This is a genomic window from Flavobacterium sp. LC2016-01 (genome assembly GCF_009711135.1).
Classification (GTDB): domain Bacteria; phylum Bacteroidota; class Bacteroidia; order Flavobacteriales; family Flavobacteriaceae; genus Flavobacterium.
Genome location: NZ_WMIC01000009.1, coordinates 155,493 through 181,407 on the forward strand (window position 1 = coordinate 155,493; position 25,915 = coordinate 181,407).

Consider the following 25,915-nt stretch of genomic DNA (forward strand, 5'->3'; position numbering starts at 1 on the left):
ATAAAAAACTGGATGTTTTTAAATGCGATTAATTAAAGATTAAAATACCTTATAAATAAATGTTACAAGCATCTCTGTGTGTCGTTATTCTATTACTTTTTATTGTTGAATTAATTTATTTTAGAATAGCTGATTATTTTAATATTATTGATAAACCAAATCAAAGGAGTTCGCATACCGAAATAACATTAAGAGGAGGTGGAATCATTTTTTGGTTCGCAGCTTTATTTTATTTTGTGCAGAATGTTCAAAACAATTACTTTTTCTTTACAGGAATTACTCTTGTGAGTTTAGTTAGTTTTTGGGATGATATTCAAAGTCTATCAAATAAAATCCGAATTTCAATCCATTTTCTCTCGATTACTTTGATTTTTTATGATATGAATTTATTCAATACAATTCCGATTTGGGGTATTGTAATTGCTTATATTACTGCCATTGGCTTGATAAATGCCTATAATTTCATGGATGGAATTAATGGAATTACAGGACTGTATACATTGGTAGTTATGGGGTCATTATTATATGTAAATACAAAAATTCAGCTTTTTGTTGATGGAGCTTTTATAAAATATGCAATGCTTGCAAGTTTAATTTTCTTGTTTTTTAATTACAGGAAAAAGGCAAAATGTTTTGCCGGCGATGTTGGAAGTATAGCCATCGCTTTTTGGATAATCTATTTAGTTTTAAAATTAATTCTTGCAACAGAATCAATAATATGGCTATTGTTTTTGGCTGTATATGGCGTTGATGCCGTTTGTACAATATTACACAGACTTTACCTGAAGCAGAATATTTTTGAAGCCCATCGATTACATTTGTATCAAATACTAAGTAATGAATATAAAATACAACATAGATTAGTAGCTCTTTTTTATGCTTTAATGCAGACAGCAATTTCTTTATTAGTTGTTTTCCTTTATCACAAAGTTCAAGATTTAATAATATTCTTAATTATAATCCTGCCTTTGCTGTGTATTTATTCTTCAAAATTTTATTTGCTAAACAAAAATAATTTACAGATAAAAGCATGATACCAAAAGTAATTCAAGGAGGTAATTTTTCAGATCATCGCGGTACGATTTCATATGTAAATGATTTTACTTTTGAGGATATTGAAAGATTTTATATTATAAGTAATTCCAATGAAAGTCCTATCCGTGCCTGGCAAGGGCACAAACTAGACGCAAAAAACTTTTACTGTCTAAGCGGGTCTTTTAAAATACATTTTGTGAAAGTTGATGATTGGGAAAATCCATCAAAAAACTTGAAAGTTGAAACTATAATTGTTTCTGAATCTGATAGTAAAATAATTCATATTCCAGCTGGTTATGCTAATGCCATTGAATCTTTAGAAAATAATTCAAAATTAATATCTTTTTCAACTTTACCCTTGAAGGATGTAAAGGATGATGATGTTCGTTATCCAGCAGATTATTGGTTAATAAATGAATAATTCTAGAATTTATTTGTCCTTAGGAGTACAAAGTGGTTTTGAAAAAGAATATGTTTCAAAAGCCTTAGAAGATAATTGGATAACTTCTGGAGGTCCAAATGTAGATAATTTCGAAATTGAACTTCAAAACTATTTAGGAGAAGACTTATTTGTAACAGCATTAAATTCTGGAACATCGGCAATTCATTTAGCACTCGTTTTATTGGGTGTAGAAAAGGATGATGAGGTTATTTGTCAGACAATGACATTTTCTGCATCTGCAAATCCAATTTTATATCAAGGAGCAATTCCTGTTTTTATTGACAGTGAGAAAGAAACTTGGAACATTTGCCCTGAAAATCTTGAAATCGCAATAAAAGACAGAATTAAAAAAGGCAAAAAACCAAAAGCGATTATAGCAGTTCATTTATATGGAAATCCTTATAAAGTGGATGAAATTCATGCTATAGCAGATCGATATCAAATTCCAATTATAGAAGATAGTGCCGAAGCTTTAGGCAGTTCTTATAAAGGAAAAAAATGTGGAACTTTTGGGAACTTAGGAGTTTTATCATTTAACGGGAACAAAATTATAACAACTTCTAGCGGAGGAGCATTGATTTCTAATTCTAAAGTGATCAGAGAAAAAGCAATTTTTTATGCTACCCAGTCAAAAGATAACGAAGTGCATTATCAACATAGTTCAATAGGTTATAATTATAGAATGAGTAATATTTGTGCAGGTGTTGGTATTGGTCAGATGAAAATTCTAGATAAAAACGTTATAAAAAGAAGGGAAAATCATAGTTTTTATAAAGAGATTTTTAAAGAGATAGCTGCTGTCGAATTTTTTGAAGTTTTAAATGAAGATTATTATTCTAGTTATTGGTTGAATACTATTTTGATAAATAATGAGAGTCCAAATAAAAATAGAGAAAGTTTAAGGCTAGCGCTGGAGGCAAAAAATATTGAAAGCCGTCCGCTTTGGAAACCAATGCATTTACAGCCTATTTTTGAAAAGTATGCTTATTATGGAACTACTGTAGCGGAGAATTTATTCAAAAAAGGATTATGTTTGCCATCTGGCTCAAATTTAACAATGGACGATAAGAATAGAATAAAAGAGGTGATTACCACTTTTTTTAAATCATAAAATACGATTAAAAATATAATATGAGAATTGAAGAAACATTTATAAAGGATTTGGTTGTTGTAGAGCCAACTGTTTTTGGTGATGCAAGAGGATACTTTTTTGAATCATACAGTAAAACTAAATTTGAAGACTTAGGAATTAATATTGATTTTGTACAAGATAATCAGTCTTTTTCAAAAAAAGGGACATTAAGGGGAATGCATTATCAAAATCCTCCTTTTGCACAAACTAAACTGGTTCGTGTTTTAGAAGGTGAAATTATTGATGTGGCCGTAGATTTGAGAAAAAATTCTCCAACTTACGGAAAATCATTTAGTATTTTATTGTCAGCCGAAAACAAAAAACAATTGTTGGTTCCACAAGGATTTGCTCATGGTTTTTCGGTTATTAGCGAAACAGCTTCAGTGATGTACAAGTGTGATCAGTTTTATAACAAAGCCTCAGAAGGCGGAATTAAATTTGATGATCCGTCTTTAAATATTGATTGGGGAATGGATTTAAACGATGCAATTGTGTCAGAGAAAGATCTAGTTTTACCTACTATTGAAAATTGTAATAGTCTGTTTTAAATGAAAAAGATTCTTGTAACAGGAGCAAATGGACAGCTGGGATCTGAACTGCAGGTCTTGTCTGAAAATTACAAAAATTATGATTGGTTCTTTGCTGATAGAACTAAGGTAACATTAGATGATTTATTGTTACTTAAAACTCAATTAAATGAAATCAATCCAGATATAATATTTAATTGTGGAGCTTACACAGCAGTTGATAAAGCTGAAAGTGAAAAGGAATTAGCTTTTACAATAAATCATTTAGCTGTTGGAATAATTGCAAAATATGCTTCAGAAAATAAAGCGAAATTAATTCACGTCTCTACAGATTATGTTTTTGATGGGACATCTTCAGTGGCTTTAAATGAAGAAGCTGCAACAAATCCTATAAATGTTTATGGTGAAAGTAAATTAGCAGGTGAAATTGCTTGCTTAAAAGAAAATCCAGATTCAATTATTATCAGGACTTCTTGGGTTTACAGTAAATTTGGAAATAATTTTGTTAAAACCATGCAGCGATTAATGCAGGAGAGAGATTCAATAAATGTAGTAAATGATCAGGTGGGTTCTCCAACTTACGCCACTGATCTCGCGCAGGCTATGTTAGATATTATCGAGTCTTCAAAATGGATTCCAGGGATTTATAATTATTCTAATGAAGGAGAAATAAGTTGGTATGAGTTTGCGTTAGCCATAAAAGAATTAGGTAATTATAACTGTATTGTTGGAGGCATTCCATCAGCATCTTATCCAACTCCGGCAAAGCGCCCTGAGTTTTCTTTACTTGGCAAAAATAAAATAAAGAAAGATTATGGTTTGGAAGTACCTTATTATAAAGAAAGTTTAAAAAAAATATTTATATAAATTGATTCAAGATTTGAATTTATCATTGTTAAACAGGTGATGAAATCTAAAGTCTAGAATTTAAAATTAAAAACATATGAAAGGAATTATTTTAGCTGGAGGTTCAGGTACTCGCTTACATCCATTGACACTTGCAATGAGTAAACAAATGATGCCGGTTTATGATAAGCCAATGATTTACTATCCGTTATCGACTTTGATGATGTCAGGAATCAGCGAAATTCTTATTATATCGACTCCGCATGATTTACCAAATTTTAAAAAATTATTAGGAGATGGATCGTCGCTTGGATGTAAATTCTCTTACGCAGAACAAGCAATTCCTAATGGATTGGCGCAGGCATTTGTAATTGGCGAAGAGTTTATTGGGAATGATGATGTAGCTTTGATATTAGGAGACAACATCTTTTTTGGGTCTAATATGCAGGAATTGCTGAAGTCTAATACAAAACCGACAGGTGGTGTTGTTTTTGCTTATCATGTTTCAGATCCAGAACGATATGGAGTAGTTGAATTTGATGAAAATTCTAAAGCGATTTCGATTGAAGAAAAACCCATTGAACCAAAGTCGAGTTACGCAGTTCCAGGATTATATTTCTACGACAATTCTGTAGTGGAAATTGCAAAAAATATTAAACCAAGTGCACGTGGTGAATATGAAATTACAGATGTTAATAAGGTTTATTTAGAAAGAGAAGCTTTAAAAGTTGGGATCTTAAGCAGAGGAACAGCTTGGTTAGATACCGGAACTTTTAATAGTCTAATGCAGGCTGGGCAATTTGTTCAAGTCTTGGAGGAGAGACAAGGACTGAAAGTAGGATGTATTGAAGAGATTGCATGGAGACAAGGTTTTATCAATGATGCTCAATTAGAGGAACTTGCATTGCCCTTAGTCAAATCTGGTTATGGAAATTACTTAATAGAGTTTTTAAAACAGAAGAAAAAAGGGATTAAAATTTAATTTACTTACATAAATGCATTTTTAAACGTTTAATTTGTATTTTTGTAAGACCTACAAATTTGCAGAATCAAAATTAATACCATTGAATACAGATAAACAGGCCAAAATAGCCGACGTGTTGCATAACTCGTTATCTCCTAGAAATCTAAGGGCTCACATTAATAACCTTAGCTATTTGCCTAGGTGGATTATTGTTGGGATTGATGTAATGGTTTTAATATTTTCTTTTAGTTTTACTTATATGCTGTTTGAAGGGACAGCATTGGGATATATAATTACATCTCACGACTTTTATTTTGTTTCAAGTTTAATACTTGTAAATATATTTTTCTTCTGGCTTTTTAGAACTTATTCAGGAATTATTAGGCATTCTTCTTATATTGATGCCATAAAATTACTGTTTTCGCAAATGTCAGTTTTGGTGTTCTTTTTATTTTTTAATTTAGTTTTTGAATTATACACAGGACATAAAGCTTTTTTAAATACAGCACTTTTTATCAACTTGGTTCTATCCTTTTGTGGATTGTTTTTATATCGTGTAATTGTTAAACAAACTTTTGAATTATATTTTTCAGAAAAGGCAAACACAAAACTTATTAGAACGGTAATTTATGGAACAGATGCAAACGCAATTTCTGTTGCCAATGCATTAAAATTTGAAACGCCTTCCCGATTTAAAATCGTTGGATTTGTTGACAAAAATAATCAAAATGCATCGAAGAGAATGCTTGATTTGCCAATCTTGATTTTAAGGAAAAAATTACCAGCTTTAATGCGTTCTGTAGCTGCAGAAGGTGTAATTATTGCCGATAAAAGTTTGTCTAAAGACGAGCAATTAATCATTGTAGATCAATGTTTAGAGTTCAATTATCGAGTTTATACAGTTCCGTTGATTTCAGACTGGGAAAATCAAAAAGAGATTTCTCAGAAAGTTAAGAATATTCAAATTGAAGATTTATTAGAAAGAAAGCCTATTGTTTTAGACAGCAAGTCAATTTCTAAGCAATTAAAAGATAAAACTATTTTAATTACAGGCGCTGCAGGTTCGATAGGGAGTGAGATAGTTAGGCAAGTTCTTGGATTTAATCCAAAAGTTGTAATAATTTTAGATCATGCTGAAACTCCCTTGCATAATTTATGTTTAGAAACATTCGCCTCAAAAGCAGAAACTAAAATAGTTGCCGTAATTGCAGATGTAAGAAGTAAAAAAGCACTCGAAAAAGTTTTTAAAAACTATAATCCGCATGTTGTTTTTCACGCAGCGGCTTATAAACATGTTCCTTTGATGGAAGAAAATCCGTCACAGGCTATTTTGACAAATATTAAAGGAACTAAAAATCTAGCAGACTTATCATGTAAATATCGTGTCAAAAAATTTGTCATGGTATCAACAGACAAAGCTGTTAATCCTAGTAATGTAATGGGAGCGAGCAAGCGAATTGCAGAGAAATATGTACAATCTTTGTTTTTGAAGAATCAAAGAGAAAATAATGAAGGCAGTACAAAATTTATTACAACACGTTTTGGTAATGTTTTAGGTTCAAATGGATCTGTAGTTCCTTTATTCACAAAACAAATTGCAGAAGGAGGTCCAGTAACCATAACACATCAAGATATTATTCGTTATTTCATGACTATTCCTGAGGCTTGCCAATTAGTTCTTGAAGCTGGGGCAATGGGTAATGGAGGTGAGATTTATATCTTTGATATGGGTAAACCAGTCCGTATTATTGATTTGGCAAAAAAAATGATCAAATTAGCTGGTTTTATTCCAGATAAAGAAATCAAAATAAAAATCGTTGGCTTACGCCCTGGAGAAAAACTTTATGAAGAATTACTAAATGATACTTCTAAAACGTTGCCAACATATCATAATAAAATCATGATTGCTCAAGAAATTCAGGATGAATATGAAAGCCTCCATATCGATATAGATGAACTGATTGGTATTGCTGATTTCTATGATAACGATGATATTGTAGCAAAAATGAAAAAAATTGTTCCCGAATTTAAAAGCATGAATTCTGCTTTTGAAGTTTTGGATAAGTAATATTTATTACGTTAAGTTTAAGTTTTAATGAAAATATAAGAAAAAGGTGTTTTTTAACAAAACGCCTTTTCGTTTTTTATAGAATTTTCAAACGACTAAAAATCTTGTTAATTCATTAAAAAAACTTTTGATTAAATTTAATTGGAATAAGTTCTACGAAATTATGTTTCATTAATTATAAATAAATTTAGCCTCAAATAAAATAATAATAAAATCAACAATTATTCTAACCTACTTAAATGGAATTAAAAACTACGGTTTATCAAAAAGTAAATAATAATAAAATTGGTAAACTTTTACGAGAAAGCCTTAATGATATGTTTAGTTCGCGTTTTTTGGCAAAACAACTTGCTATTCGCGATATTAAGGCACAATACCGCCAATCATTTTTAGGTATTATTTGGGCATTTATTACGCCATTGTCTACAGCTTTAGTTTGGATTATTTTAAGTAAATCAGGAACAGTTAAATTATCAGATACTGGAGTTCCATATCCTGTGTTTGTTTTCTCAGGAACATTACTTTGGTCAATTGTCATTGAGTCTATTAATGCACCAATGGCAAATACTAATGGTGCAAAATCGATACTTTCTAAGATTAATTTTCCTAAGGAAGCCTTAATCTTATCAGGCGTTTACAAACTGCTGTCAAATAGTTTTGTGAAAATACTTTTGCTGTTAATTTTTTTAATAGTTTATGGAGTAGGTTTTCATTCTTCTATTCTGTTATTTCCATTTGCTTTTTTAGGAATTATTTTTTTTGGAACAACCATCGGTTTATTTATTACACCTTTGGGAATGCTCTATAATGATGTGGGGAAAATAATTAGTATGGGGCTTAGTTTCTTGATGTATGCTACGCCAGTAGTTTATGCAATTCCTAAAACGGGATTGTTAAAGACTTTGATGGAAATAAATCCACTAACACCTTTACTATTAACTACTAAAAACTTATTATTTGGGCAGAATATAGATTATCCTATCTATTATTTAGGGGTTTTTGCTGTTTGCATTCCTTTATTTTTTTTAGGATTAGTTTTTTATAGAATTTCTATTCCAATAATTGTTGAACGTATGAGTGCCTAATAATGAAGGAAAAAGAAGTATTAGTAAAAGTAGAAAATCTTTCTAAAAAGTTTTGTAAAGATTTAAAAACCAGTCTTTGGTACGGTGTAAAAGATTTATGCTCCAACGTAGTGGGAAATAAAAAGGATAGTTCAGATTTGCGTCCAAAGGAGTTTTGGGCCGTAAAAGATATTAATTTCGAATTAACAAGAGGAGAATGCCTAGGATTAATTGGGCATAACGGAGCTGGAAAATCCACGTTACTAAAAATTTTAAATGGGTTAATTAATCCAGATGAAGGAAAAGTAACCATGAAAGGGAGAGTTTGTGCTTTAATTGAATTAGGCGCTGGTTTTAATCCTATCTTAACAGGGCGAGAAAATATCTATAATAATGGTGCCGTTTTGGGTTTTTCAAAAAAAGAAATCGATTCTAAGGTAGAAGAAATTATTGATTTTGCTGAGATCCGTGACTTTATAGATATGCCAGTGCAAAATTATAGCAGCGGGATGAAAGTACGTTTAGGTTTTGCAGTGGCAGCTCAAATGGAACCAGATATTTTAATTATTGACGAGGTACTTTCGGTTGGTGATTTAGGGTTTAGAGTAAAATGCATGAATAAAATTACAGAATTGTTAGCAAATTCTGCTGTTATATTTGTATCACATTCAATGGCTCAAGTTACTACAGTTTGTAATGAAGCAATGCTATTAGAGCATGGTAAATTGGATTTTTATAGTAAAAATGTTGGAGAGGTAGTTGAACAATATTTTTTCAAGTTTCAAACTAGTGATGAACAATTGATTGGAGATGGAAGTGTAGCATTAATTGGATTTAATTTTATAGAAAATTCGAAAAAAGTTGCTGAGACTTCTATAAAAAATGGAGATGATTTAAAAGTAGAATTTGAAATTGATGCTGTTAATGATGTCCAGAACTTAAAATTTAGATTAGGTTTTTTTAATATAGAGTATAAACTTTTGGCTGAGGTAGACTCTGATACAGTAAATTTTATTGGGAAAGTAGTTGATGGAAAAATTAAGGTAACTGCCATCATTAAAGGTTTATATTTAAAGTACGGAAAATATAGCATTCATTTACATGTAACAAATCTAGATACAAATAAAAGAATATTAAGGCAAAGCAATATTGGTCATTTTATTGTAAAACCGACGATTACTGTTGGGGCTGATTTTTTATTGCCTAGTGAATGGTATTAATTTGAATGTACTTTTAAAATGACTCATATATTCATACAAGCCAGAACAGGATCAACACGGCTCCCATCTAAAATTTTATTGCCATTTTTTGACAATAAGAGTATCCTGGAGATTATTATACAAAAACTTCAAACGAGTTTTCCTTTAGTGCCAATAATAATTTGTACAACTGATAATACGAAGGACGATGAGATAGCAGAATTTTGTAAAAAAAGAGATATAAATTATTTTAGAGGGGATGAAAAAAATGTCTTAAAAAGGTTTATAGATGCGGCTTCTCATTATGATTCTCAAAAGATTATTAGAATTTGTGCCGATAATCCTTTTCTTGATATCAACTTTTTAAATGAATTACTTAAATTTCACAATGATAATCCTAAAGCTGATTATTGGAGTTTTAAAAACAGCAATAACATTCCTGTAATTAAAACACATTTTGGTTTTTTTGCAGAAATAGTCACTGTTGAAGCATTGTCTAAAGTGCTGTCAATAACTTCAGATTCTCTATATTTGGAGCATGTTACAAATTTTATTTATGAAAGTGATTTGTTTGAATGCAACTTAAAAACAATACCTTCTTTTTTAAGAAATAGAAACCATTTACGTTTTACAATAGATGATATTGTTGATTTTGAAGTTTTGCAGGAAGTATATAAATACTATAGTGAAGTTAATTATGATATTGTAAAAACTATTCTTTTTGCAGAACAAAATCCATTAATCATAAAAAATATGATTGCAAATATTAATAAATACTCGAAATGACTTATATAATAGGAGAAATAGGGCAAAACCATAATGGGTCAGTTGATTTAGCTAAAGTTATAATTGATTTAGCCTCAAGAGAAATTAAAGACGAAGTCTTTGGGAATGTATTAAAAGGGATGGATGCTATAAAGCTGACCAAACGTGATTTAAAGCAAGAATTGTCACAATCACAAATGGCTAGAATTTATGATTCACCTCATTCTTTTGGAAAAACTTATGGTGAACATCGTGAAAAACTAGAGCTATCAGAAGAAGAACATTTTGAAGTTTATCAGTACGCAAAAGCAAAAGGTTTAGATTTTGTTGAAACAATTTGTGCAGTTGGCTGTTTGTCAATGTTACGTCTTTTTACCCCTGATAAATTAAAAGTAGCTAGTAGAGATTTAACAAATTTACCTTTGTTGGAAGCCTTAGCAGAAACTAAAATCCCTATTATTGTTTCTACTGGCATGGCTGGTAAAAAGGAATTAGATGATGCTATTAAAGTTATAACAAAACATCATTTTGATTTATCAATACTGCATTGTGTTTCTCAGTATCCTACTGAACCTAAAAATGTTAATTTAAATACGATTAAGTATTTGCTTGCAAATTACAATGATTTCATGATAGGTTATTCAGATCATACTATAGGTATTTCTACCCCAGTAGCAGCAGTTGCAATGGGAGCCAAAATTATAGAAAAACATATTACACTTGATCGAAGAATGAAAGGAACTGACCAAGCTGGTTCATTAGGACCTGATGGAGTTAATAGAATGGTGAGGGATATCAGGATTTTAGATCAATCCATGGGAATCGAAGATATTTTTATTGTTCCAGAGACGGCAGTGGCGAAAGAAAAATTAGAACGTTCTATTGCTACGAATAAAATGATGAAATCTGGAATGGTAATTACAGAGGCTGATATTCATATGTTATCGCCAGGAGATGGATTCAAGTGGACGGAAAAGGAAAAAATTTTAGGCAAAAAAATTAAAAATGATATAGAAGAAAATGAAGTGATTTATTTTGATAATCTTTTGTAATGATAGAAAATTTAAAGGAAATAATTAGGGAATTAGGAAACAAATCTATTTTTAATCCGGATTGTAATTCTTTATCAAATCAAGAATGGAATGAAATAATTGAATTATTTAGTTATGATTATCAAAGGTATTATAGTGATTCCCTTGATATTTATAAAGTGAAATATTTTCCAGGATTATTAGCCACTTTCTTTTATAGAATTGCAAGAAAACTATTTTTAAAAGGTGATGAAATAAATGCTTTAGAATTTTCTTCAGTAGGTTTTTCATTGACCGCTATCGAAATTTATTTTTCTGCAGAGATTGGAAAAGGATTAAAAATAAATCATGGAATTGGAACTGTTATAGGTTCAAGAACAATTTTGGGAGATAACGTTTTGCTACACCATGCTGTAACTATTGGCGAAAAAAATGGGGGAAGAGCTAAAATAGGCAATAATGTAATTATTTACCCAGGATCAATTATTGTAGGTGATATTTACATTGGTGAAAATTCAATAATAGGGGCGAATGTTTTTGTCGACAAGAGTTATCCTGAAAAATCAAAAATATATTAAATGAAATTACCAAAATTAATATTGACAGATATTGATGGTGTTTGGACAGATGGAGGTATGTACTATGACCAGACGGGTAACGAATGGAAAAAGTTTAATACCTCAGATAGTGCAGGTGTCCTATTTTGTAAAAAACTAAATATTCCAGTAGGAATTATCACTGGTGAAGATACGGAGATTGTAAAACGACGTGCAGAAAAATTAAAAATTGATTTTTTGTATCAAGGAGTTTCTGATAAGTTGATTATTGCTAGGAAAATCTGTAAGAAATTAAATATTTCTTTAACTGATGTAGCTTACATAGGAGATGATTTAGGTGATTTAGAATTGCTATTGCATGTTGGGATTAGTTGTTCGCCAAGTAATGCTCCAAAATACATAAAAGATAAAGTAAATTTTGTAACTGCTAGAGCAGGGGGGGATGGAGCTTTTCGTGAGTTTGTAGAAACTATCTTAGGAGATGAGTTGGTATTGAAATTATTATGTTAAATCAAGAAGTTTTTATTAAAGAATTTGAAAACCATGAATTTTTATTTTATGATATTAATTGGTGGCCTCTGATAAAAGTTCAAGTTGCTTATCAGCTGCATTTAAAAAACGGCAATATTTTTAAATTAAATGATAGTGCAAGGTGTTTTTCTGACGTTGCGGTAAAAATAACTTTAAAAGATCGCTTAAATTTTTTTAAGCAAAATTTTAAGCAAAATAAAATTGTTAAAAATATAATTGTTACTAACTCTCATAACAGAATTAGCTCTGCCTCTAATTCAAAAGTACTTACTAATCCTTATACAGATCCATTTATAGATTATTTTGAAAAGCTGAAAATAGATTACAGTGTTTTTGATTATAAAAATGAGGATTTTTTTCTTGGATGTAATATAAAGATTTTGAAAAAAATCTATTTAGCGCAGGTTAAAAATGAGTTTAATAAAAATTCTGAAATCAAATTTAAATTAAAGCAATTTTGTGACTTTTTGACTCAACAATATGGCACAGATTTTAAACTCTACAATCATTTAGTAGAAAATATTATTACTAATCAAGCGGAGTATTTTACGTACTTCAATATTTTGAAAAAAAGTAATGTAAAAAATATTCTGTTGTACTGTTATTATAACAATACAATGATGAGTATTATTAGAGCAGCAAATCAGTTAAATGTTGCCATAGTAGAATATCAGCACAGTCAAGTGACTTCAAATCATTTTGCATATAGCAGTTGGAAAGCCATGCAAGGAAGTGGAAAAGATTTTTTTCCTTCAAAAATTTGGGCTTGGAGACAGAGTGATGCTGAATATTTAGAAAGACAATTTCAAGATATAAAAAAGATAAACTATATCGTAGGGGGCAATCTTTCTTTAGAGTTATCAAAAAAAACAAAAAAAATAAAGACAGACTCGCAAATTAGGATTCTTGTTACTTTGCAAGGAACTGGGTTGCCAGATTATATAATCAATTCTTTAGATCGACATCCTAATGTTGTACTATATTTGAGATTGCATCCGCGTTATACTCAAGACAAGGAAATATGTGAAATGCTTAAATTAAAATATAAAGAACAAATAGAAATAGATAAAGCAAATTCATTAACATTGCATGAACTTTTTAGTTTTGTAGATTACCATTTAACTAATTTTTCAGGTGCTGCTATTGAAGCGGAATATTTTGATATAACAAATATTATATATGGAGATAAGGGTTATTTATGTTATGAAAATGAAATCAAAACAAAAAGATATTTATTTATAAATAATCAAAATGATTTAGAATTTATATTTGAACAAAAAATAAAGTACGAATCAAATACGAGAGTAGAGAAAAAAGATATTTGTAAATTGATTAAAGAAAATTTTAATTAAATGAAATTAATTAAGAGCTTATATAGAAAATTAAAAAAGACTTTAATTAGCGAACCTAAGAAAAAGGTTGTTAAAAATATAATTGAATCGAAAGTTCAATGCTCAGAATTAATTGATGTAAGTGCACAAGTACAATTTTCAGAATTAAGAGGAAAAGTAAAAGTTGGTGCCAGAAGTTTGATTAATAAGGTACTATTTGACGGTAATATAATTATAGGCTCGAATACTACTGTTAATGGACCTAATACAGAGTTTTATTCGTTAGATTTTCCAATAAAAATAGGAAATTTTTGTTCTATAGCTCGAGGAACAAATATTCAAGAACATAATCATGATATTAATTGTATAACAACTTATTTTATAAAATATAGAATTTTCAATGATAAATATGGCGCAGATGCTGTTTCAAAAGGAGCAATTGAAATAGGAAATGATGTCTGGATTGGAACAGGTTCAACAATATTAACAGGGGTAAAAATTGGAGACGGCGCTGTAATTGCGGCAAATGCGGTGGTAACAAATGACATACCTCCTTATGCAATAGCAGGCGGAACTCCTGCGAAGGTTTTGAAATATAGATTTTCTCCTGAAATTATAAATAAGCTGCTAGAAATTAAGTGGTGGGATTGGGAGATAGAAAAGATTAAAAAGAATAAGGATTTGTTTTATGATAAAGTCAGCCTAGAATCACTAAAAAAAATAAATTAATTAATTAATGCGTATTGTATTTTACTCTCATATGGGACAATTGGGTAATGGAGCTAATGAATCTTTTTTAGGAATAGTTAGCGGTCTTTCTCAAAAACATGAATGTTTTGTAATCACACCATATAAAGGGACTCTAAATGAAGAATTAGACAATTTAAAAATTAATAATACCATAATTCCATTTAAATGGTCAAGCCAAAGCAAGAATGATTATAAAAAAGTTAGTTTTATAGATTCATTAAAAACAGTAAATAAATGGTTTTCTGTCAGAAGGTTTAATGAAAAAGTAATAAATCAGCATTTAATTTTTTTAAAAGAGTTTAATCCGGATATTATCTATTCAAACACATCTGTAATTAATATAGGTGTAGCGTTAGCTGAAAAATTAAAAGTAAAACACATATGGCATATAAGAGAATTCCAGTTTTATGATATAACTCCTAATTTCGGATATTTTTATTTAAAAAAGTATTTGAAAAAATCTGAAGTAATCATCGTAAACTCTAATTTGCTTAAGTCGTATTATTCTAAATTTATTAAGAAAGATAAAATCAAAGTAGTTTACAATGGAATAGATATTTCAAGCAATACTATAGATAGAAAGAATAAAAAAGATGTTTTTGTTTTTTTAATAGTGGGCTCATTAATTAAAAGAAAAAGTCATTTTGAAGCATTAGAAGCTGTAAAACAATTGAAGTTAAGAAACGATAAGTTTCAATTACATATTGTAGGAGAGGGGAGGCTGCGGTCTGAAATGGAGTTTTTTATAAAAGAAAATGATTTAGAAGACTACGTTCGTTTATTTGGTCACCAAAACAATGTAGAACAATTTTATAAAGGAGCTGATTGCTATTTAATGTGCTCAGAGTTGGAGTCCTTTGGCCGTGTTACTGTAGAGGCTATGTTAAATACATTACCAGTAATAGGAAGGTTGTCAAAATATAACGCAACAAAAGAAATAATTAGAGACGGAATTGATGGTGTGTTATATGAAAATGTTAACGAACTAATAACTAAAATGGAATGGATGATGAATAATTCAGATTTAAGACTAGCAATGGGAAAATCTGGAGAAGCAAGGGCTAGAGAAAATTTTTCACTTGAACATAGTATTTATCAAATGGAGGAGATTTTATTATCATTTCAGAATAGTATTAAATAATTATTTTATATATAATATACATTGAATCCATTAATTTCTATAATTATACCGAATTACAATCATGCTGCTTTTTTGACGCAAAGATTGGATTCAGTTTTTAACCAAACCTACCAAAATTTTGAAGTTATATTGTTGGATGACAAAAGCACAGATAATAGTATAGTTATTTTGGAAAAATATGCTAATCATCCTAAAGTATCTCATTTTATCGTTAATAGAGAAAATTCAGGAAGCCCTTTTAAACAGTGGCAAAGAGGGATACAATTAGCAAAAGGAAAGTATATTTGGATTGCTGAGAGCGATGATTATTGTGAGCTGACTTTTTTAAGTAAATTGATAAAATGTACTGATGATGATTCTTTAATTGGTGTCATTTATTGCCAAACGAACGACGTTAATAAAAATGGGGATCATTTGGCTAATCGAATAAACTATACAAGTCGATTTCGACCTAATATATGGGAAAAAGACTTCGTTAAAGATGGACAAGAATTTGTTGAATCTTATCTTAGCTTTATTAATGTTATTCCTAATGCAAGTGCAGTAATTTTTAAAAAAGAATTGGTTGAGGATGCTATTTTTTCAACACCTCTCATAGATATGAAAATGTGTGGTGATTGGTACTTTTGGGTTCGGATAATTTTAAAATCAAAAGTTTGTTTTGTATCTGAGACATTAAACTATTTTAGAGAGCATCAATCTGTCAGCCGTAATCACAATGATATGTTTAAAAAAAAGTTGCGATTACTTGAAGAGAAATCTATTCGGATTTTTATGAATTCAGTTCAAATTATAAACTTACAATCAGAAGAATTGTTATATAGTAAATGGTTTAATTTGCACGGATATCGGGCTATTTTTACCAGACCTTTTTATGCTATAAAACTAGAGAATATTTCTTTTTTTCTTTTTTTGAAAATGTGTATTCAAAGCAAGTTTAGTTTTTCTAACATTAAAAGTAAATTTAAATTTGTAGTATAATTGATTTATGGAATTGCAAAAAAATAGAATAGCTATCGTTTCTCCTTCTCAAGATGTATATTCTGAAACTTTTATTCAAGAACAAAAAAATGGGTTAAAAGGAAAAGTTTATTATTATTACGGAGGGGCAGTACCACAATTTTTAGAAGAGTTTGGCAAATTGGGTAGTAAGAGTCTTGTATGGTCTACGAAAATAAAACGTAAGCTGGGATTTAAAACCTTTTCAGTAACAGAAAAGGCTTTTATGAGCTCGCTTCAAAAGAATGAAATTCAAGTTGTTTTGGCACAATATGGCACTACAGCTCATCAAATTGTGGCTGTTTGCAAGAAGCTAAACATTCCTTTAATTACTCATTTTCATGGATATGATGCCTCGGTTGAAGCAATTATTAATAAATGTGATCATTATAAAAATGTTTTTGAATACAGTACATATGTCATCGCAGTTTCCCATTCGATGCAAAAAAAACTAATTGAATTAGGTTGCCCAAAAGAAAAAGTGATCTATAATACATATGGCCCAAATGATTTGTTTTTAAATGTTGTTCCTCAATTTAGTAACCCAACTTTTGTTGCAATTGGGAGGTTTGTAAATAAAAAGGCACCTTACTACACGATTTTAGCATTTAAAAAAGTTCATGAACAATTTCCTAATGCAAGATTGGTTATGGGCGGTAATGGGGAATTATCAGAAGTATGCCTCAATATGATTAGAACATTTAAATTACAAGATGTTGTCTCATTGCTAGGCATAGTAGATAGAAGTCAATTTATAGAATATTTATCAACCTCTTTAGCTTTTGTGCAACATTCTATCACTGCCTTGAATGGCGATCAGGAAGGGACTCCAGTAGCTATCTTAGAAGCTAGTGCAGCCGGATTGCCAGTTATTTCAACAAAACATGCAGGTATTCCTGATGTAATTATTGATGGCAAAACAGGCTTTTTAGTAGAAGAACATGATGTTGAAGGTATGGCTGAAAAAATGAAACTATTTTTATTAAATAAAGAATTGGCTATAACATTAGGTATGAACGGAAAAAAGAAAATTAAAACTGATTTTACATTAGAAAGGTATTTGAATGTTATTGATGATTTAATTGAAAAAATAATTAATAATAAATAATCTTCTTTTTTAGTATTAGTAGCGGATGTTCATAATTTTTAGAAACTATTTTGGTACTGAATAAATTGATATAATTAGGAAAAAATGAAACATTTTATCGCAACTAGATTTAATTTAAAAACATCTGATTGGAAAAAAAGTAAATCTGGTAATTTAGTTTTAACTGACGAATGGTTGGAGCATAGATTTAATTTGTTTGAAAACTATTGTTTTCCGTCCGTTAGAAACCAATCTAATCAAAATTTTACTTGGTGTGTTTTTTTTGATATTGATACGCCACAAAATTTTAAGGATAGAATTATTGCCTTAACCACAAATACGCCAAATATAATCCCAATATTTATAGATGGAATGCGTGATTTAAACGGTTCATTTAAAAAATATATATCTGAAAATATTGTCAATACTGATTCCCATATTATTACCACAAGAATCGATAATGACGATATTATTCATAAAGATTTTGTGAGCATATTACAGGTTCTATTTCAACCAATTGACCTTGCAGTTATTGACTTAACAAAGGGATATCAAGTTTCAATTGATATTTCAAAGCCAGAAATTAGGTTGTATACTCATCCGTTTAATGCTTTTATCAGCGTAATTGAAAATGCAAAATCTTTTGAGACCGTTTTCTCCCGCATGCATTATGGGTGGAAAAGCGAAAAGAATGTTATTTCATATAGCAAAAAAAGGCTTTGGATGGAATTATCGCATCAGGAAAATTATGTAAATCATCGACGTGTAGGTCTGAAAAAGGCTTATCGTTATGATAAATTGAAATTTATTTTGCCGAAAGCTTTTGAAATAAATTTTTTAGATGCTTTGCAGACCAATCTAAAAATATATAGTATTGAAATCACAAAAGATCTAGAAAAAACAATAAAATTTATCAGTAAGATGCCATTTAGAGGAAGAAGATATGTTTTAAAAAAAATCAAAGGTTCTAATTAAGAATATAATGATTTTTAAAAATGTACTTAATAAAGGATAACATATGATTTTGCTATGATATCAGTAAGATTATAATCATTACAAAGCATTGAAAATTGAATTGATACAATATGTGTAAAAGAATAAATTGCAATTAAAAATTATAATTAAAGATGAATGAGATCTTAATTTCAATTATTATTCCAACATACAATAGGGCAAATCTCTTGGGGCAGACACTTGATAGTGTACTGGAGCAAACTTATACGAATTGGGAGTGTATTGTCGTAGATGATGGCTCCACAGATGAAACGGAGCAAATCTTATTGAGATATTGCAAGCAAGATTCTCGTTTTCAATATCATAAAAGACCAAAAGAAAGACCAAAAGGTGGTAATGTTTGTAGAAATTTTGGCTTCGAGTTAAGTAACGGAGCATTCATTAAATGGCTTGATTCTGATGATTTATTGTCTAATGATCTTTTACTTTCTCAAGTAAATGTTGTGAGAACAAGTTTAGAAAATAATTATATTTTAGCGACCAGTAAATGGAATTATTTTTCAGAGACAATAGAAAATGTTGGCCCTAAAATAAAAGAAATTAATAAAAACTATAACAATGGTTTTGATCTAATTTATGATTTTGGAACATATAATACTTTTTTGCCTCCTCATACTTATTTAGTTAAAAGGGAATTGGTTATAAAAAGTGGCCTTTGGAATGAGTCATTGACAATAAACCAAGATGGTGAATTTTTTACTAGAGTTTTGTTGAATACTTCTAAGGTTTTACATGCTGAAAGTGGTATAGCTTTTTATAGATATGGATTTTTAAATGACAATGTTAGCAGTTTTTCTAATACTGAAAAGTGTAGAGACGCAATTCTTAGTTGGATACTAATAGATAGCTATATAAAGTTAAAAACCAAAAAAACTCACACTATTAAATATGTAGAAAATGGTAAACAGTATTTAATTAGAAGTATTTCAGATAAAGATTTGTTGAATCAATATTTATTTTTCTTTGGTGAGACTTTATCTAAGAAAGGGTTTTATGAAAAAACAAAGAGTTTTTTTTATTATGTAAAAGTTATGGTTGCTAATAAAATACGTAAATTTAAGTGAAGAGTAAAAAAATAGTTTTTAAAATAGGACAGTTTCCTCATTTGTCAGAAACTTTTATCTTGGCACAAATTATAACGGCCGTACATTGCGGTTATGATGTAAAATTGATAGTAGGTAAAGTATTAGATTTTAAAGCTAGCAAACAAGAGGACCTTATCGCAAAATATGAAATTGAAAAGAAGATAATTGTAGAAAATTATAAAATTCCAAAAAATAAAGCAGTTCGCTTATTTAAATGGATCTTGCTGTTAATTTTAAATTTAAAAAAGATAAAGCAAATATTTCATTATAATAAAGAACACTCAAATTTTAGTTTATCGTGGGTATACCAATGGCATTTTTACAACCAATTTAATGATGTTGATATTTTTCATGTTCAATATGGAACCAACTCAGGAGTATTGTCTTTACTTAAAAAAAATGGCTATAAACCTTCATTAATTGTTAGTTTTCATGGACATGATGCTTTTTTCCCCATAAATGGATATATTGCTAATAATGGCTATTATGATAATCTCTTTAAATATGGAGATTTAATAGTAGCTAATACACCATATTTGGCAGAAGTAATCACAGATTTAGGATGTCCAGAGGAAAAGCTTAAAATAGTTCCGATAGGCGTCGATACAGATTTCTTTTATCCTCAAAAGACCCAAAGAAATGATAGCGTTTTTAATTTAATTATTGTCGGAAGATTAAATGTTGTCAAGGGACATATTTATGCTTTAGAGGTGGTTAAGAAATTAAAATCTGAAGGATTTGATGTAAAGTTAATCATCATCGGAGAAGGACCGGAACGTGAAAATTTAGAAAATTATATAAATAATAATAGTTTAAGTGATTCAATAATTTTGGCTGGAGCTAAATCACGTGAAGAAATTCGTGAATTGCTTTGGCAAAATGACACATTCTTATTCCCTTCAGTTTCTTTACATAATGGTAAAAGTACTGAAACTCAAGGGTTGGCAACTATCGAAGCAATGGCTTGCGGACTTCCTGTTGTGGTGTTTGACTCAGGGGGGATAAAATATACTCTTGAGAATAAAGTTTCAGGCTTTATTTGTGATGAATATGACATTGATTGTATGGTGGTCAAAGTGAAAACATTAATTGAAAACAATAATCTTTTAATTGAAATGGGAAATCAAGCTGTCCGATTTGTAAATAATAATTATTCTCAAAAAGTCATTGATAAGAAGTGGGAAATAATTTATAGTGATTTAAGTAATGAAAAATAATAATCTTATATCAATTGTTATACCTTGTTATAATGATGTTCAATATATTAGGCAATCGGTAAATTCAGCTCTGAATCAAACATATCCAAATAAAGAAATTATCATTGTTGATGATGGATCAAATGATGAAACTAAAAAAGTCTTGAAAACAATTGAGCCAAAAATCACAAAATTGATTACACAAGAAAATAAAGGACAAAGTACAGCAAGAAATGTTGGAATTAGAGAGGCAAAAGGAGAATATATTCTGGTATTAGACAGCGATGATTTTTTTGAACCTAGTTTTTGCGATAAAGCAACAGTTTTATTTTCAGTAGATAATTTAGTTAAAATTGTTACTTGCTTTACAAATAGAATTTTTGAAAATAATAAAACGGATATTTTTAAGCCTAGAGGAGGTAAAATAGATGCTTTTTTATTAAATAATTGTGCTATGGGGAGTTCAATGTTTAGAAAATCTGATTGGGAAAAAGTATCAGGTTATAATGAAGAAATGAGGAGAGGTTTTGAAGATTGGGAATTTTATATTCGATTATTAAAAGAAGAAGGGGTGGCTTATGTAATTCCTGAACCGCTGTTTAATTATCGAGTAAAAGAGAATTCAACCACAACAAAAGCTAATAAAATTAAATATACCTTATTAAGAGAAATTTATTTAAAACATAAAGATTTGTACATAAGCCATTATGAAGAATTCATAATTCATTTGTTATCTAAAATAGAAAGAGAAGAAAAAGAGAAGATAAAAAACTTGCATAGAATTGAATATAGAATTGGAATAATTGTTTTAAAACCGCTTCGATGGGTAAAAAAAATATTTAAGATAAAGAAATTATAATATTGGATAGTGCACTAATAAAGGAGGATATATCTGCTAATTCTGCTCTTGCAAAAATTTAAAAGCAAAAACTAGATGTCTACATTTAAAATAAAGAAAAATCTACTTAAAATGCGTCATTATTCGCTTAAATTTTTTTTAAAAAATTATAGCAATAAATACTTAATATTAAGATTAAAAGGAGGGTTGTGTAATAAACTTTATTGTTTATTTAGTGCTTGTGATATTGCTTTAAAGCAAAATGCATTTATCGTCGAGCCTGATTTTGGCTGGACTAACAGAATTCTATTTTCAGATATTTATGATATTGAATATTTCAATGAAGTAATGAGTAAGTACAATAATGGCAAAACATTAATGATCGCTAAAGATAAAATTGTAAAAAATAAGTTTTTAAAGTTTTTTAGCTTAAAATTAATTGATAACGATATTGACTTATGGAATTATTCAGAGAAGGAATTAAAGATAGAACGTAAATCAGGAGTGATAAGTTCCGAATCAACTAAATTAAAAGTTATAGAAGCATTAAGGCTTAAGCCTGAATATGAAAATATTGTAGAAGAATATGTGTCAAATAGAGTAGAAATTGCTATTCAAATAAGAACAGAATCAGATTGGACAAAACATGCGAAATTTTTACAAGTATCGGATAAAGAAGAATCAGTCTTCGTAAATTTAGATAAAGTGATGAACATGCTTCAGGCTTTGAGCAAATCGAAGAGTTTGTTTTTTACATCAGGCGAAAATCATCATGAAATAAAGAGCTATTTAGAAAAATTAAATTATAATTCTAACTATTTTTTTGATCCAAAACTTGAATATGAAATTAATGCAGCAATTAACTTTGAAATATGCTGTAGAGCAAGTGCTTTCATTGGAAATTCTAGAAGTTCTTATTCTAGCTTAATTTCTTTGAAGCGAGCTTTTCTTTTAGATAATGATGAATCCTTTATTTATAATTATGGAAATGAAATTCATCGCCGTATTGATAAAGGTTTGCAAACCGTTGCTTATGAAAGTATTAGTAAAAAGACAATTGTAAGCTAAAATTCATAAAATTTAGTATTTTTTAAATAATTAACTTGAAAATTTAAATAAAAACTATACTGTGGAGTTTTCTTTCGATGGTTGCAGTAGATGACAGTATTAAAATTTAAAACAAAACAATTCAAATGAATGAAATGAAATTAGTTACTATTCTCTTAGCAACTTTTAATCGATCACACCTGATTGCTGAGACATTGAATTCAATTGTATCACAAACTTATTCTAATTGGGAGTGTATTATAATTGATGATAATTCTACTGATTCAACTGAAGAGATTGTAAGCGAGTACATAAAAAAAGACAACAGGTTCAGTTATTATAAGAAAACAAAGAAATATAAAAAAGGGCTCTCAGGAACTAGAAATTATGGATTAGACATTGCAATTTCTCGAAACGCCGAATTCATTCAGTTTTTTGATGACGATGATTTAATGTGCCCAAACAATATAGAATCAAAAATTTTATCATTGGCCCCGAAATCCAACGTAAATTTTACCATCAGTAAATTTGAAAAATTTGATCATGATGATAGATCTAATGTATCACGACCAATTTTTCAACTTTCACATTCGCACATGGGAGATGCTATATTGGTTGGAGACTTAAAGGTAAATATTCAATGTATTTTGTGGAGAGCAATATATATTAAAAATTTTCGCTTTGATGAACATTTATTATATGCTGAAGAGTGGGAACTCCTTACAAGGATAGGTTATCTTAACCCAAGTTATGATGTTGTAGACGAATACTTATTTAAGTATCGTAAACATAAAAAATCATTAACAATGGGTGATGATTTAGATTTTAGCAGAAGGAAGACATCTGCAATAATACGCATAAAAATATATGAATATCTTACCGTAAATCGATTGCATACAAAAAAAAGTATTCTTTTTTTGGCAAAAACATTTATGATTGATTATTATCAACCTCATTATTTAAAAGAATTAATTAAATATGTGACTCAAAACGAAGGGTTTTCTATAAAGTTAAAGCTTTATTTAAAATCGACTCTTTATATCTCTAAAGTTAGCAATAAGATTATAGGTAAATTGTCTACTTGGGTGTAGTCAATCAAATATTTTAAATTTAAATGAACGAACAATATATAATTAAGGTCTCTATTATTATTCCGACTTTTAATAGAATTGATTTTTTAAAAGAAGCTTTGCTTTCAGTCAAAAATCAAACTATTAACAATTGGGAGTGCTTGATAATTGATGATGGTAGTACTGATCAAACAGATGTTGTCATTCAAACAATAATAAAAGATGATTTCCGATTTAAATATTTCAAAAGACCTGAAAATTATCCGAAAGGAGCAGCAAGTTGTCGAAATTATGGTTTAGGATTAAGTAAAGGAAAATACATTCAGTGGTTGGATGATGATGATTTGCTTTCAATAAATAAGTTGGAATTGCAAGTGAAGTTGCTAGACAAGTTAAATGACGAAAAAATATTTGCTAGCTGTGATTGGGATCTGTTTTGGCCACAAAAGATTTTTGAACGAAATAGTGTTTTTGATTCTAAATCTTACTTGACGGCAAATAACTTTTTCATTGAATTGAGAAAAAAACAAACTTTTATACCCATCCATGCATTCTTAATGCACAGAAATTTGATTAATATTTCGGGTAATTGGAATATTGATTTAAAATTGAATGATGATGCAGAGTTTATGACTCGTATTTTGCTTAAAAGTAAAAAGGTGGTAAATACTCATGAGTGTTTTGTTTTATATCGTAGTTATGAAAGTGAAAGAATTAGTGCTTCCAAAGATGTTCATAGTTTAAAGTCGCTATTGTATAGTTTACAGTTAATGAGTGATCATTTAAAATTTAATGACATAGAGTGTGTTTCTTATTTTAAATGGAAGTTGTTTAAAGTGTTTTATAATTATTGGAGATCAAACTCTATCTTATTAAAGGAGCATTTTTATTTTTTTAAAGAAAATGAAATTAATTTAAGGTTTGCGAGATATTATATGCTGAAATACGCTATCTATAAAAAACTTTATCCTCTGTATAAAAAATATAAAAAATAGATTTTTACTCATAAATCTCTTATTTGTAATGCGATATCTTCAGGTATTATCAAGCAAGTAATAGAGTTATTAAATTTTATTAAATTTAAAAAAATTATGAAGATCCTCCTTTGTTTTGGAACTCGGCCAGAAGCTATAAAAATGGCGCCACTTTATCACGAACTTCAAAAGAATAATTTTGAAGTTAAGGTATGTGTTACAGCCCAGCACCGACAAATGTTAGATTAGGTTTTGAATTTCTTTGAAATTATTCCAGATTATGATCTTGATTTAATGTAACCAAATCAAAGTTTAAATGAGTTAAGCTCTAAAATACTCTTAAAAATAAATGAGGTATTAATAAAAGAAAAACCAGATTTAGTTTTGATTCATGGTGATACAACAACATCCTGTATGGTAGCGTTAGCAAGTTTCGATTTGGGAATAAAAACGGGACATATCGAAGCTGGATTGAGAATCTATAATAAAAACGCACTATTTCCTGAAGAGATAAATCGTCAAATCACGAGTAGAATGGACGACATATATTTTACGCCAACACTTCAAGCAACGCAAAATTTGTTGCAAGAAGGTTTTTCTTCTGACAGAATTATTGAAACTAGTAACACTGTCGTGGATGCTTTATTATGGACAATTAATAAAATAGAATCAGACGATTATAAACATTCTGAGATAGAAACATTAAAAAAAATAATTTCAAGAGATAAAAAAAATATATTAGTAACAGGTCATCGTAGAGAAAATTTTGTCATAGGTATGAGAAATATTTGTGAAGCGTTGTTAACTATTTCGAAACGTGAAGATGTTATAATAGTTTATCCAGTGCATTTAAATCCAAATATCAAAGATGTTGTTAATCAATTATTATCTGTTAAAGATAATATTTTACTTACTAATCCTGTATCTTATTCAGCTTTTGTATGGTTAATGCAACAATCTTTTTTGATTGTTACTGATTCAGGTGGAATTCAAGAAGAAGCCCCTTCGTTAGGGAAACCAGTCATAGTTACTAGAACAGTTTCAGAAAGATCCGAAGGAATTGCGGCTGGATTTTCTGCACTAACAGGAACTGATGAGGTTAAAATTGTAAAAGCCATTCAAGATATTTTGGATAAGTTTGACGGTTTCAATAATATCATGAACCCTTACGGAAATGGAGATGCTTCAAAAAAAAAATCTAAATTATTTGCTTAAAATAGAA

At 29.2% G+C, this 25,915-nt stretch carries 27 protein-coding genes; all 27 read left to right on the forward strand.

Annotated elements, in window-relative coordinates; translation table 11 throughout:
- The first annotated feature begins 59 nt into the window (after positions 1-59).
- Positions 60-1,034, forward strand: a complete 975-nt coding sequence (locus GKZ88_RS18255; RefSeq protein ID WP_155103747.1) for a glycosyltransferase family 4 protein — start codon at positions 60-62, stop codon at positions 1,032-1,034.
- Positions 1,031-1,456: a WxcM-like domain-containing protein gene (locus GKZ88_RS18260; RefSeq protein WP_155103748.1), complete on the forward strand. Its 426-nt coding sequence runs from the start codon at positions 1,031-1,033 to the stop codon at positions 1,454-1,456. The genes GKZ88_RS18255 and GKZ88_RS18260 overlap by 4 nt, the downstream gene beginning before the upstream one ends.
- Positions 1,449-2,588: a DegT/DnrJ/EryC1/StrS family aminotransferase gene (locus GKZ88_RS18265; RefSeq protein WP_155103749.1), complete on the forward strand. Its 1,140-nt coding sequence runs from the start codon at positions 1,449-1,451 to the stop codon at positions 2,586-2,588. The genes GKZ88_RS18260 and GKZ88_RS18265 overlap by 8 nt, the downstream gene beginning before the upstream one ends.
- Before the next feature lie 20 nt (positions 2,589-2,608).
- Positions 2,609-3,157 (forward strand): dTDP-4-dehydrorhamnose 3,5-epimerase, encoded by a 549-nt coding sequence (gene rfbC, locus GKZ88_RS18270; protein ID WP_155103750.1) that lies wholly within the window; start codon positions 2,609-2,611, stop codon positions 3,155-3,157.
- Positions 3,158-4,003 (forward strand): dTDP-4-dehydrorhamnose reductase, encoded by an 846-nt coding sequence (rfbD, locus tag GKZ88_RS18275; RefSeq protein WP_155103751.1) that lies wholly within the window; start codon positions 3,158-3,160, stop codon positions 4,001-4,003.
- 76 nt (positions 4,004-4,079) lie between these two features.
- On the forward strand, positions 4,080-4,964 hold the full coding sequence (gene rfbA / locus GKZ88_RS18280) for a glucose-1-phosphate thymidylyltransferase RfbA (RefSeq protein WP_155103752.1): 885 nt from the start codon (positions 4,080-4,082) through the stop codon (positions 4,962-4,964).
- 82 nt (positions 4,965-5,046) lie between these two features.
- Positions 5,047-7,014, forward strand: coding sequence for a nucleoside-diphosphate sugar epimerase/dehydratase (locus GKZ88_RS18285; RefSeq protein ID WP_155103753.1), 1,968 nt, complete (start codon positions 5,047-5,049; stop codon positions 7,012-7,014).
- A gap of 239 nt (positions 7,015-7,253) precedes the next feature.
- Entirely contained in the window at positions 7,254-8,099 is an 846-nt protein-coding gene (locus GKZ88_RS18290) for an ABC transporter permease (protein WP_155103755.1), read from the forward strand.
- A gap of 2 nt (positions 8,100-8,101) precedes the next feature.
- Positions 8,102-9,298 (forward strand): ABC transporter ATP-binding protein, encoded by a 1,197-nt coding sequence (locus GKZ88_RS18295; RefSeq protein WP_155103756.1) that lies wholly within the window; start codon positions 8,102-8,104, stop codon positions 9,296-9,298.
- A gap of 18 nt (positions 9,299-9,316) precedes the next feature.
- Complete coding sequence (locus GKZ88_RS18300) at positions 9,317-10,063, forward strand: hypothetical protein (RefSeq protein ID WP_155103757.1); 747 nt, start codon at positions 9,317-9,319, stop codon at positions 10,061-10,063.
- The gene (locus GKZ88_RS18305) at positions 10,060-11,094 is read left to right on the forward strand and encodes an N-acetylneuraminate synthase family protein (protein WP_155103758.1); all 1,035 of its coding nucleotides are present in this window, start codon (positions 10,060-10,062) and stop codon (positions 11,092-11,094) included. The genes GKZ88_RS18300 and GKZ88_RS18305 overlap by 4 nt, the downstream gene beginning before the upstream one ends.
- Positions 11,094-11,651, forward strand: a complete 558-nt coding sequence (locus tag GKZ88_RS18310; RefSeq protein WP_155103759.1) for a serine O-acetyltransferase — start codon at positions 11,094-11,096, stop codon at positions 11,649-11,651. The genes GKZ88_RS18305 and GKZ88_RS18310 overlap by 1 nt, the downstream gene beginning before the upstream one ends.
- Entirely contained in the window at positions 11,652-12,140 is a 489-nt protein-coding gene (locus GKZ88_RS18315; protein WP_155103760.1) for an HAD hydrolase family protein, read from the forward strand.
- On the forward strand, positions 12,134-13,513 hold the full coding sequence (locus GKZ88_RS18320; protein ID WP_155103761.1) for a hypothetical protein: 1,380 nt from the start codon (positions 12,134-12,136) through the stop codon (positions 13,511-13,513). The genes GKZ88_RS18315 and GKZ88_RS18320 overlap by 7 nt, the downstream gene beginning before the upstream one ends.
- Positions 13,514-14,221 (forward strand): CatB-related O-acetyltransferase, encoded by a 708-nt coding sequence (locus GKZ88_RS18325; protein WP_155103762.1) that lies wholly within the window; start codon positions 13,514-13,516, stop codon positions 14,219-14,221. It abuts the gene before it with no gap.
- A gap of 7 nt (positions 14,222-14,228) precedes the next feature.
- Positions 14,229-15,383, forward strand: a complete 1,155-nt coding sequence (locus GKZ88_RS18330) for a glycosyltransferase family 4 protein (RefSeq protein ID WP_155103763.1) — start codon at positions 14,229-14,231, stop codon at positions 15,381-15,383.
- Positions 15,384-15,404: 21 nt separating this feature from the next.
- Positions 15,405-16,364 (forward strand): glycosyltransferase family 2 protein, encoded by a 960-nt coding sequence (locus GKZ88_RS18335; protein ID WP_155103764.1) that lies wholly within the window; start codon positions 15,405-15,407, stop codon positions 16,362-16,364.
- A 7-nt stretch (positions 16,365-16,371) separates the two neighbouring features.
- Positions 16,372-17,490 carry a glycosyltransferase gene (locus GKZ88_RS18340; RefSeq protein WP_155103765.1) on the forward strand — a complete coding sequence of 373 codons (1,119 nt, stop codon included), beginning with the start codon at positions 16,372-16,374 and terminating at the stop codon, positions 17,488-17,490.
- Positions 17,491-17,574: 84 nt separating this feature from the next.
- The gene (locus GKZ88_RS18345) at positions 17,575-18,444 is read left to right on the forward strand and encodes a glycosyltransferase (protein WP_155103766.1); all 870 of its coding nucleotides are present in this window, start codon (positions 17,575-17,577) and stop codon (positions 18,442-18,444) included.
- 152 nt (positions 18,445-18,596) lie between these two features.
- Positions 18,597-19,547 (forward strand): glycosyltransferase family 2 protein, encoded by a 951-nt coding sequence (locus tag GKZ88_RS18350; protein WP_155103767.1) that lies wholly within the window; start codon positions 18,597-18,599, stop codon positions 19,545-19,547.
- Positions 19,544-20,785 (forward strand): glycosyltransferase family 4 protein, encoded by a 1,242-nt coding sequence (locus GKZ88_RS18355; protein ID WP_196216495.1) that lies wholly within the window; start codon positions 19,544-19,546, stop codon positions 20,783-20,785. The genes GKZ88_RS18350 and GKZ88_RS18355 overlap by 4 nt, the downstream gene beginning before the upstream one ends.
- On the forward strand, positions 20,775-21,623 hold the full coding sequence (locus GKZ88_RS18360) for a glycosyltransferase (protein ID WP_155103768.1): 849 nt from the start codon (positions 20,775-20,777) through the stop codon (positions 21,621-21,623). Before GKZ88_RS18355 ends, GKZ88_RS18360 begins: the two co-directional genes overlap by 11 nt.
- Positions 21,624-21,698: 75 nt before the next feature.
- Entirely contained in the window at positions 21,699-22,670 is a 972-nt protein-coding gene (locus tag GKZ88_RS18365; protein ID WP_155103769.1) for a hypothetical protein, read from the forward strand.
- Between the two features lie 134 nt (positions 22,671-22,804).
- Entirely contained in the window at positions 22,805-23,740 is a 936-nt protein-coding gene (locus GKZ88_RS18370; protein ID WP_196216496.1) for a glycosyltransferase family 2 protein, read from the forward strand.
- A 23-nt stretch (positions 23,741-23,763) separates the two neighbouring features.
- A complete protein-coding gene (locus GKZ88_RS18375) occupies positions 23,764-24,714 on the forward strand; it encodes a glycosyltransferase family 2 protein (protein WP_155103771.1) in 951 nt (316 codons plus the stop codon).
- Between the two features lie 96 nt (positions 24,715-24,810).
- Complete coding sequence (locus GKZ88_RS22665) at positions 24,811-24,942, forward strand: hypothetical protein (protein ID WP_347343896.1); 132 nt, start codon at positions 24,811-24,813, stop codon at positions 24,940-24,942.
- A gap of 111 nt (positions 24,943-25,053) precedes the next feature.
- Positions 25,054-25,908: a UDP-N-acetylglucosamine 2-epimerase (non-hydrolyzing) gene (gene wecB, locus GKZ88_RS18380; protein ID WP_347343897.1), complete on the forward strand. Its 855-nt coding sequence runs from the start codon at positions 25,054-25,056 to the stop codon at positions 25,906-25,908.
- The last annotated feature ends 7 nt before the right edge of the window (positions 25,909-25,915 follow it).

Coding starts and splice junctions, on each gene's coding strand:
- GKZ88_RS18265 (WP_155103749.1), top strand. CDS start 1,449: ATGAATAATTCTAGAATTTATTTGTCCTTAGGAGTACAAAGTGGTTTT.
- GKZ88_RS18325 (WP_155103762.1), top strand. CDS start 13,514: ATGAAATTAATTAAGAGCTTATATAGAAAATTAAAAAAGACTTTAATT.
- GKZ88_RS18320 (WP_155103761.1), top strand. CDS start 12,134: ATGTTAAATCAAGAAGTTTTTATTAAAGAATTTGAAAACCATGAATTT.
- GKZ88_RS18290 (WP_155103755.1), top strand. CDS start 7,254: ATGGAATTAAAAACTACGGTTTATCAAAAAGTAAATAATAATAAAATT.
- GKZ88_RS18310 (WP_155103759.1), top strand. CDS start 11,094: ATGATAGAAAATTTAAAGGAAATAATTAGGGAATTAGGAAACAAATCT.
- GKZ88_RS18300 (WP_155103757.1), top strand. CDS start 9,317: ATGACTCATATATTCATACAAGCCAGAACAGGATCAACACGGCTCCCA.
- GKZ88_RS18370 (WP_196216496.1), top strand. CDS start 22,805: ATGAAATTAGTTACTATTCTCTTAGCAACTTTTAATCGATCACACCTG.
- GKZ88_RS18375 (WP_155103771.1), top strand. CDS start 23,764: ATGAACGAACAATATATAATTAAGGTCTCTATTATTATTCCGACTTTT.
- GKZ88_RS18340 (WP_155103765.1), top strand. CDS start 16,372: ATGGAATTGCAAAAAAATAGAATAGCTATCGTTTCTCCTTCTCAAGAT.
- GKZ88_RS18255 (WP_155103747.1), top strand. CDS start 60: ATGTTACAAGCATCTCTGTGTGTCGTTATTCTATTACTTTTTATTGTT.
- GKZ88_RS18260 (WP_155103748.1), top strand. CDS start 1,031: ATGATACCAAAAGTAATTCAAGGAGGTAATTTTTCAGATCATCGCGGT.
- GKZ88_RS18315 (WP_155103760.1), top strand. CDS start 11,652: ATGAAATTACCAAAATTAATATTGACAGATATTGATGGTGTTTGGACA.
- GKZ88_RS18365 (WP_155103769.1), top strand. CDS start 21,699: ATGTCTACATTTAAAATAAAGAAAAATCTACTTAAAATGCGTCATTAT.
- rfbD (WP_155103751.1), top strand. CDS start 3,158: ATGAAAAAGATTCTTGTAACAGGAGCAAATGGACAGCTGGGATCTGAA.
- GKZ88_RS18305 (WP_155103758.1), top strand. CDS start 10,060: ATGACTTATATAATAGGAGAAATAGGGCAAAACCATAATGGGTCAGTT.
- GKZ88_RS22665 (WP_347343896.1), top strand. CDS start 24,811: ATGAAGATCCTCCTTTGTTTTGGAACTCGGCCAGAAGCTATAAAAATG.
- GKZ88_RS18350 (WP_155103767.1), top strand. CDS start 18,597: ATGAATGAGATCTTAATTTCAATTATTATTCCAACATACAATAGGGCA.
- rfbA (WP_155103752.1), top strand. CDS start 4,080: ATGAAAGGAATTATTTTAGCTGGAGGTTCAGGTACTCGCTTACATCCA.
- GKZ88_RS18360 (WP_155103768.1), top strand. CDS start 20,775: ATGAAAAATAATAATCTTATATCAATTGTTATACCTTGTTATAATGAT.
- GKZ88_RS18345 (WP_155103766.1), top strand. CDS start 17,575: ATGAAACATTTTATCGCAACTAGATTTAATTTAAAAACATCTGATTGG.
- GKZ88_RS18295 (WP_155103756.1), top strand. CDS start 8,102: ATGAAGGAAAAAGAAGTATTAGTAAAAGTAGAAAATCTTTCTAAAAAG.
- rfbC (WP_155103750.1), top strand. CDS start 2,609: ATGAGAATTGAAGAAACATTTATAAAGGATTTGGTTGTTGTAGAGCCA.
- GKZ88_RS18330 (WP_155103763.1), top strand. CDS start 14,229: ATGCGTATTGTATTTTACTCTCATATGGGACAATTGGGTAATGGAGCT.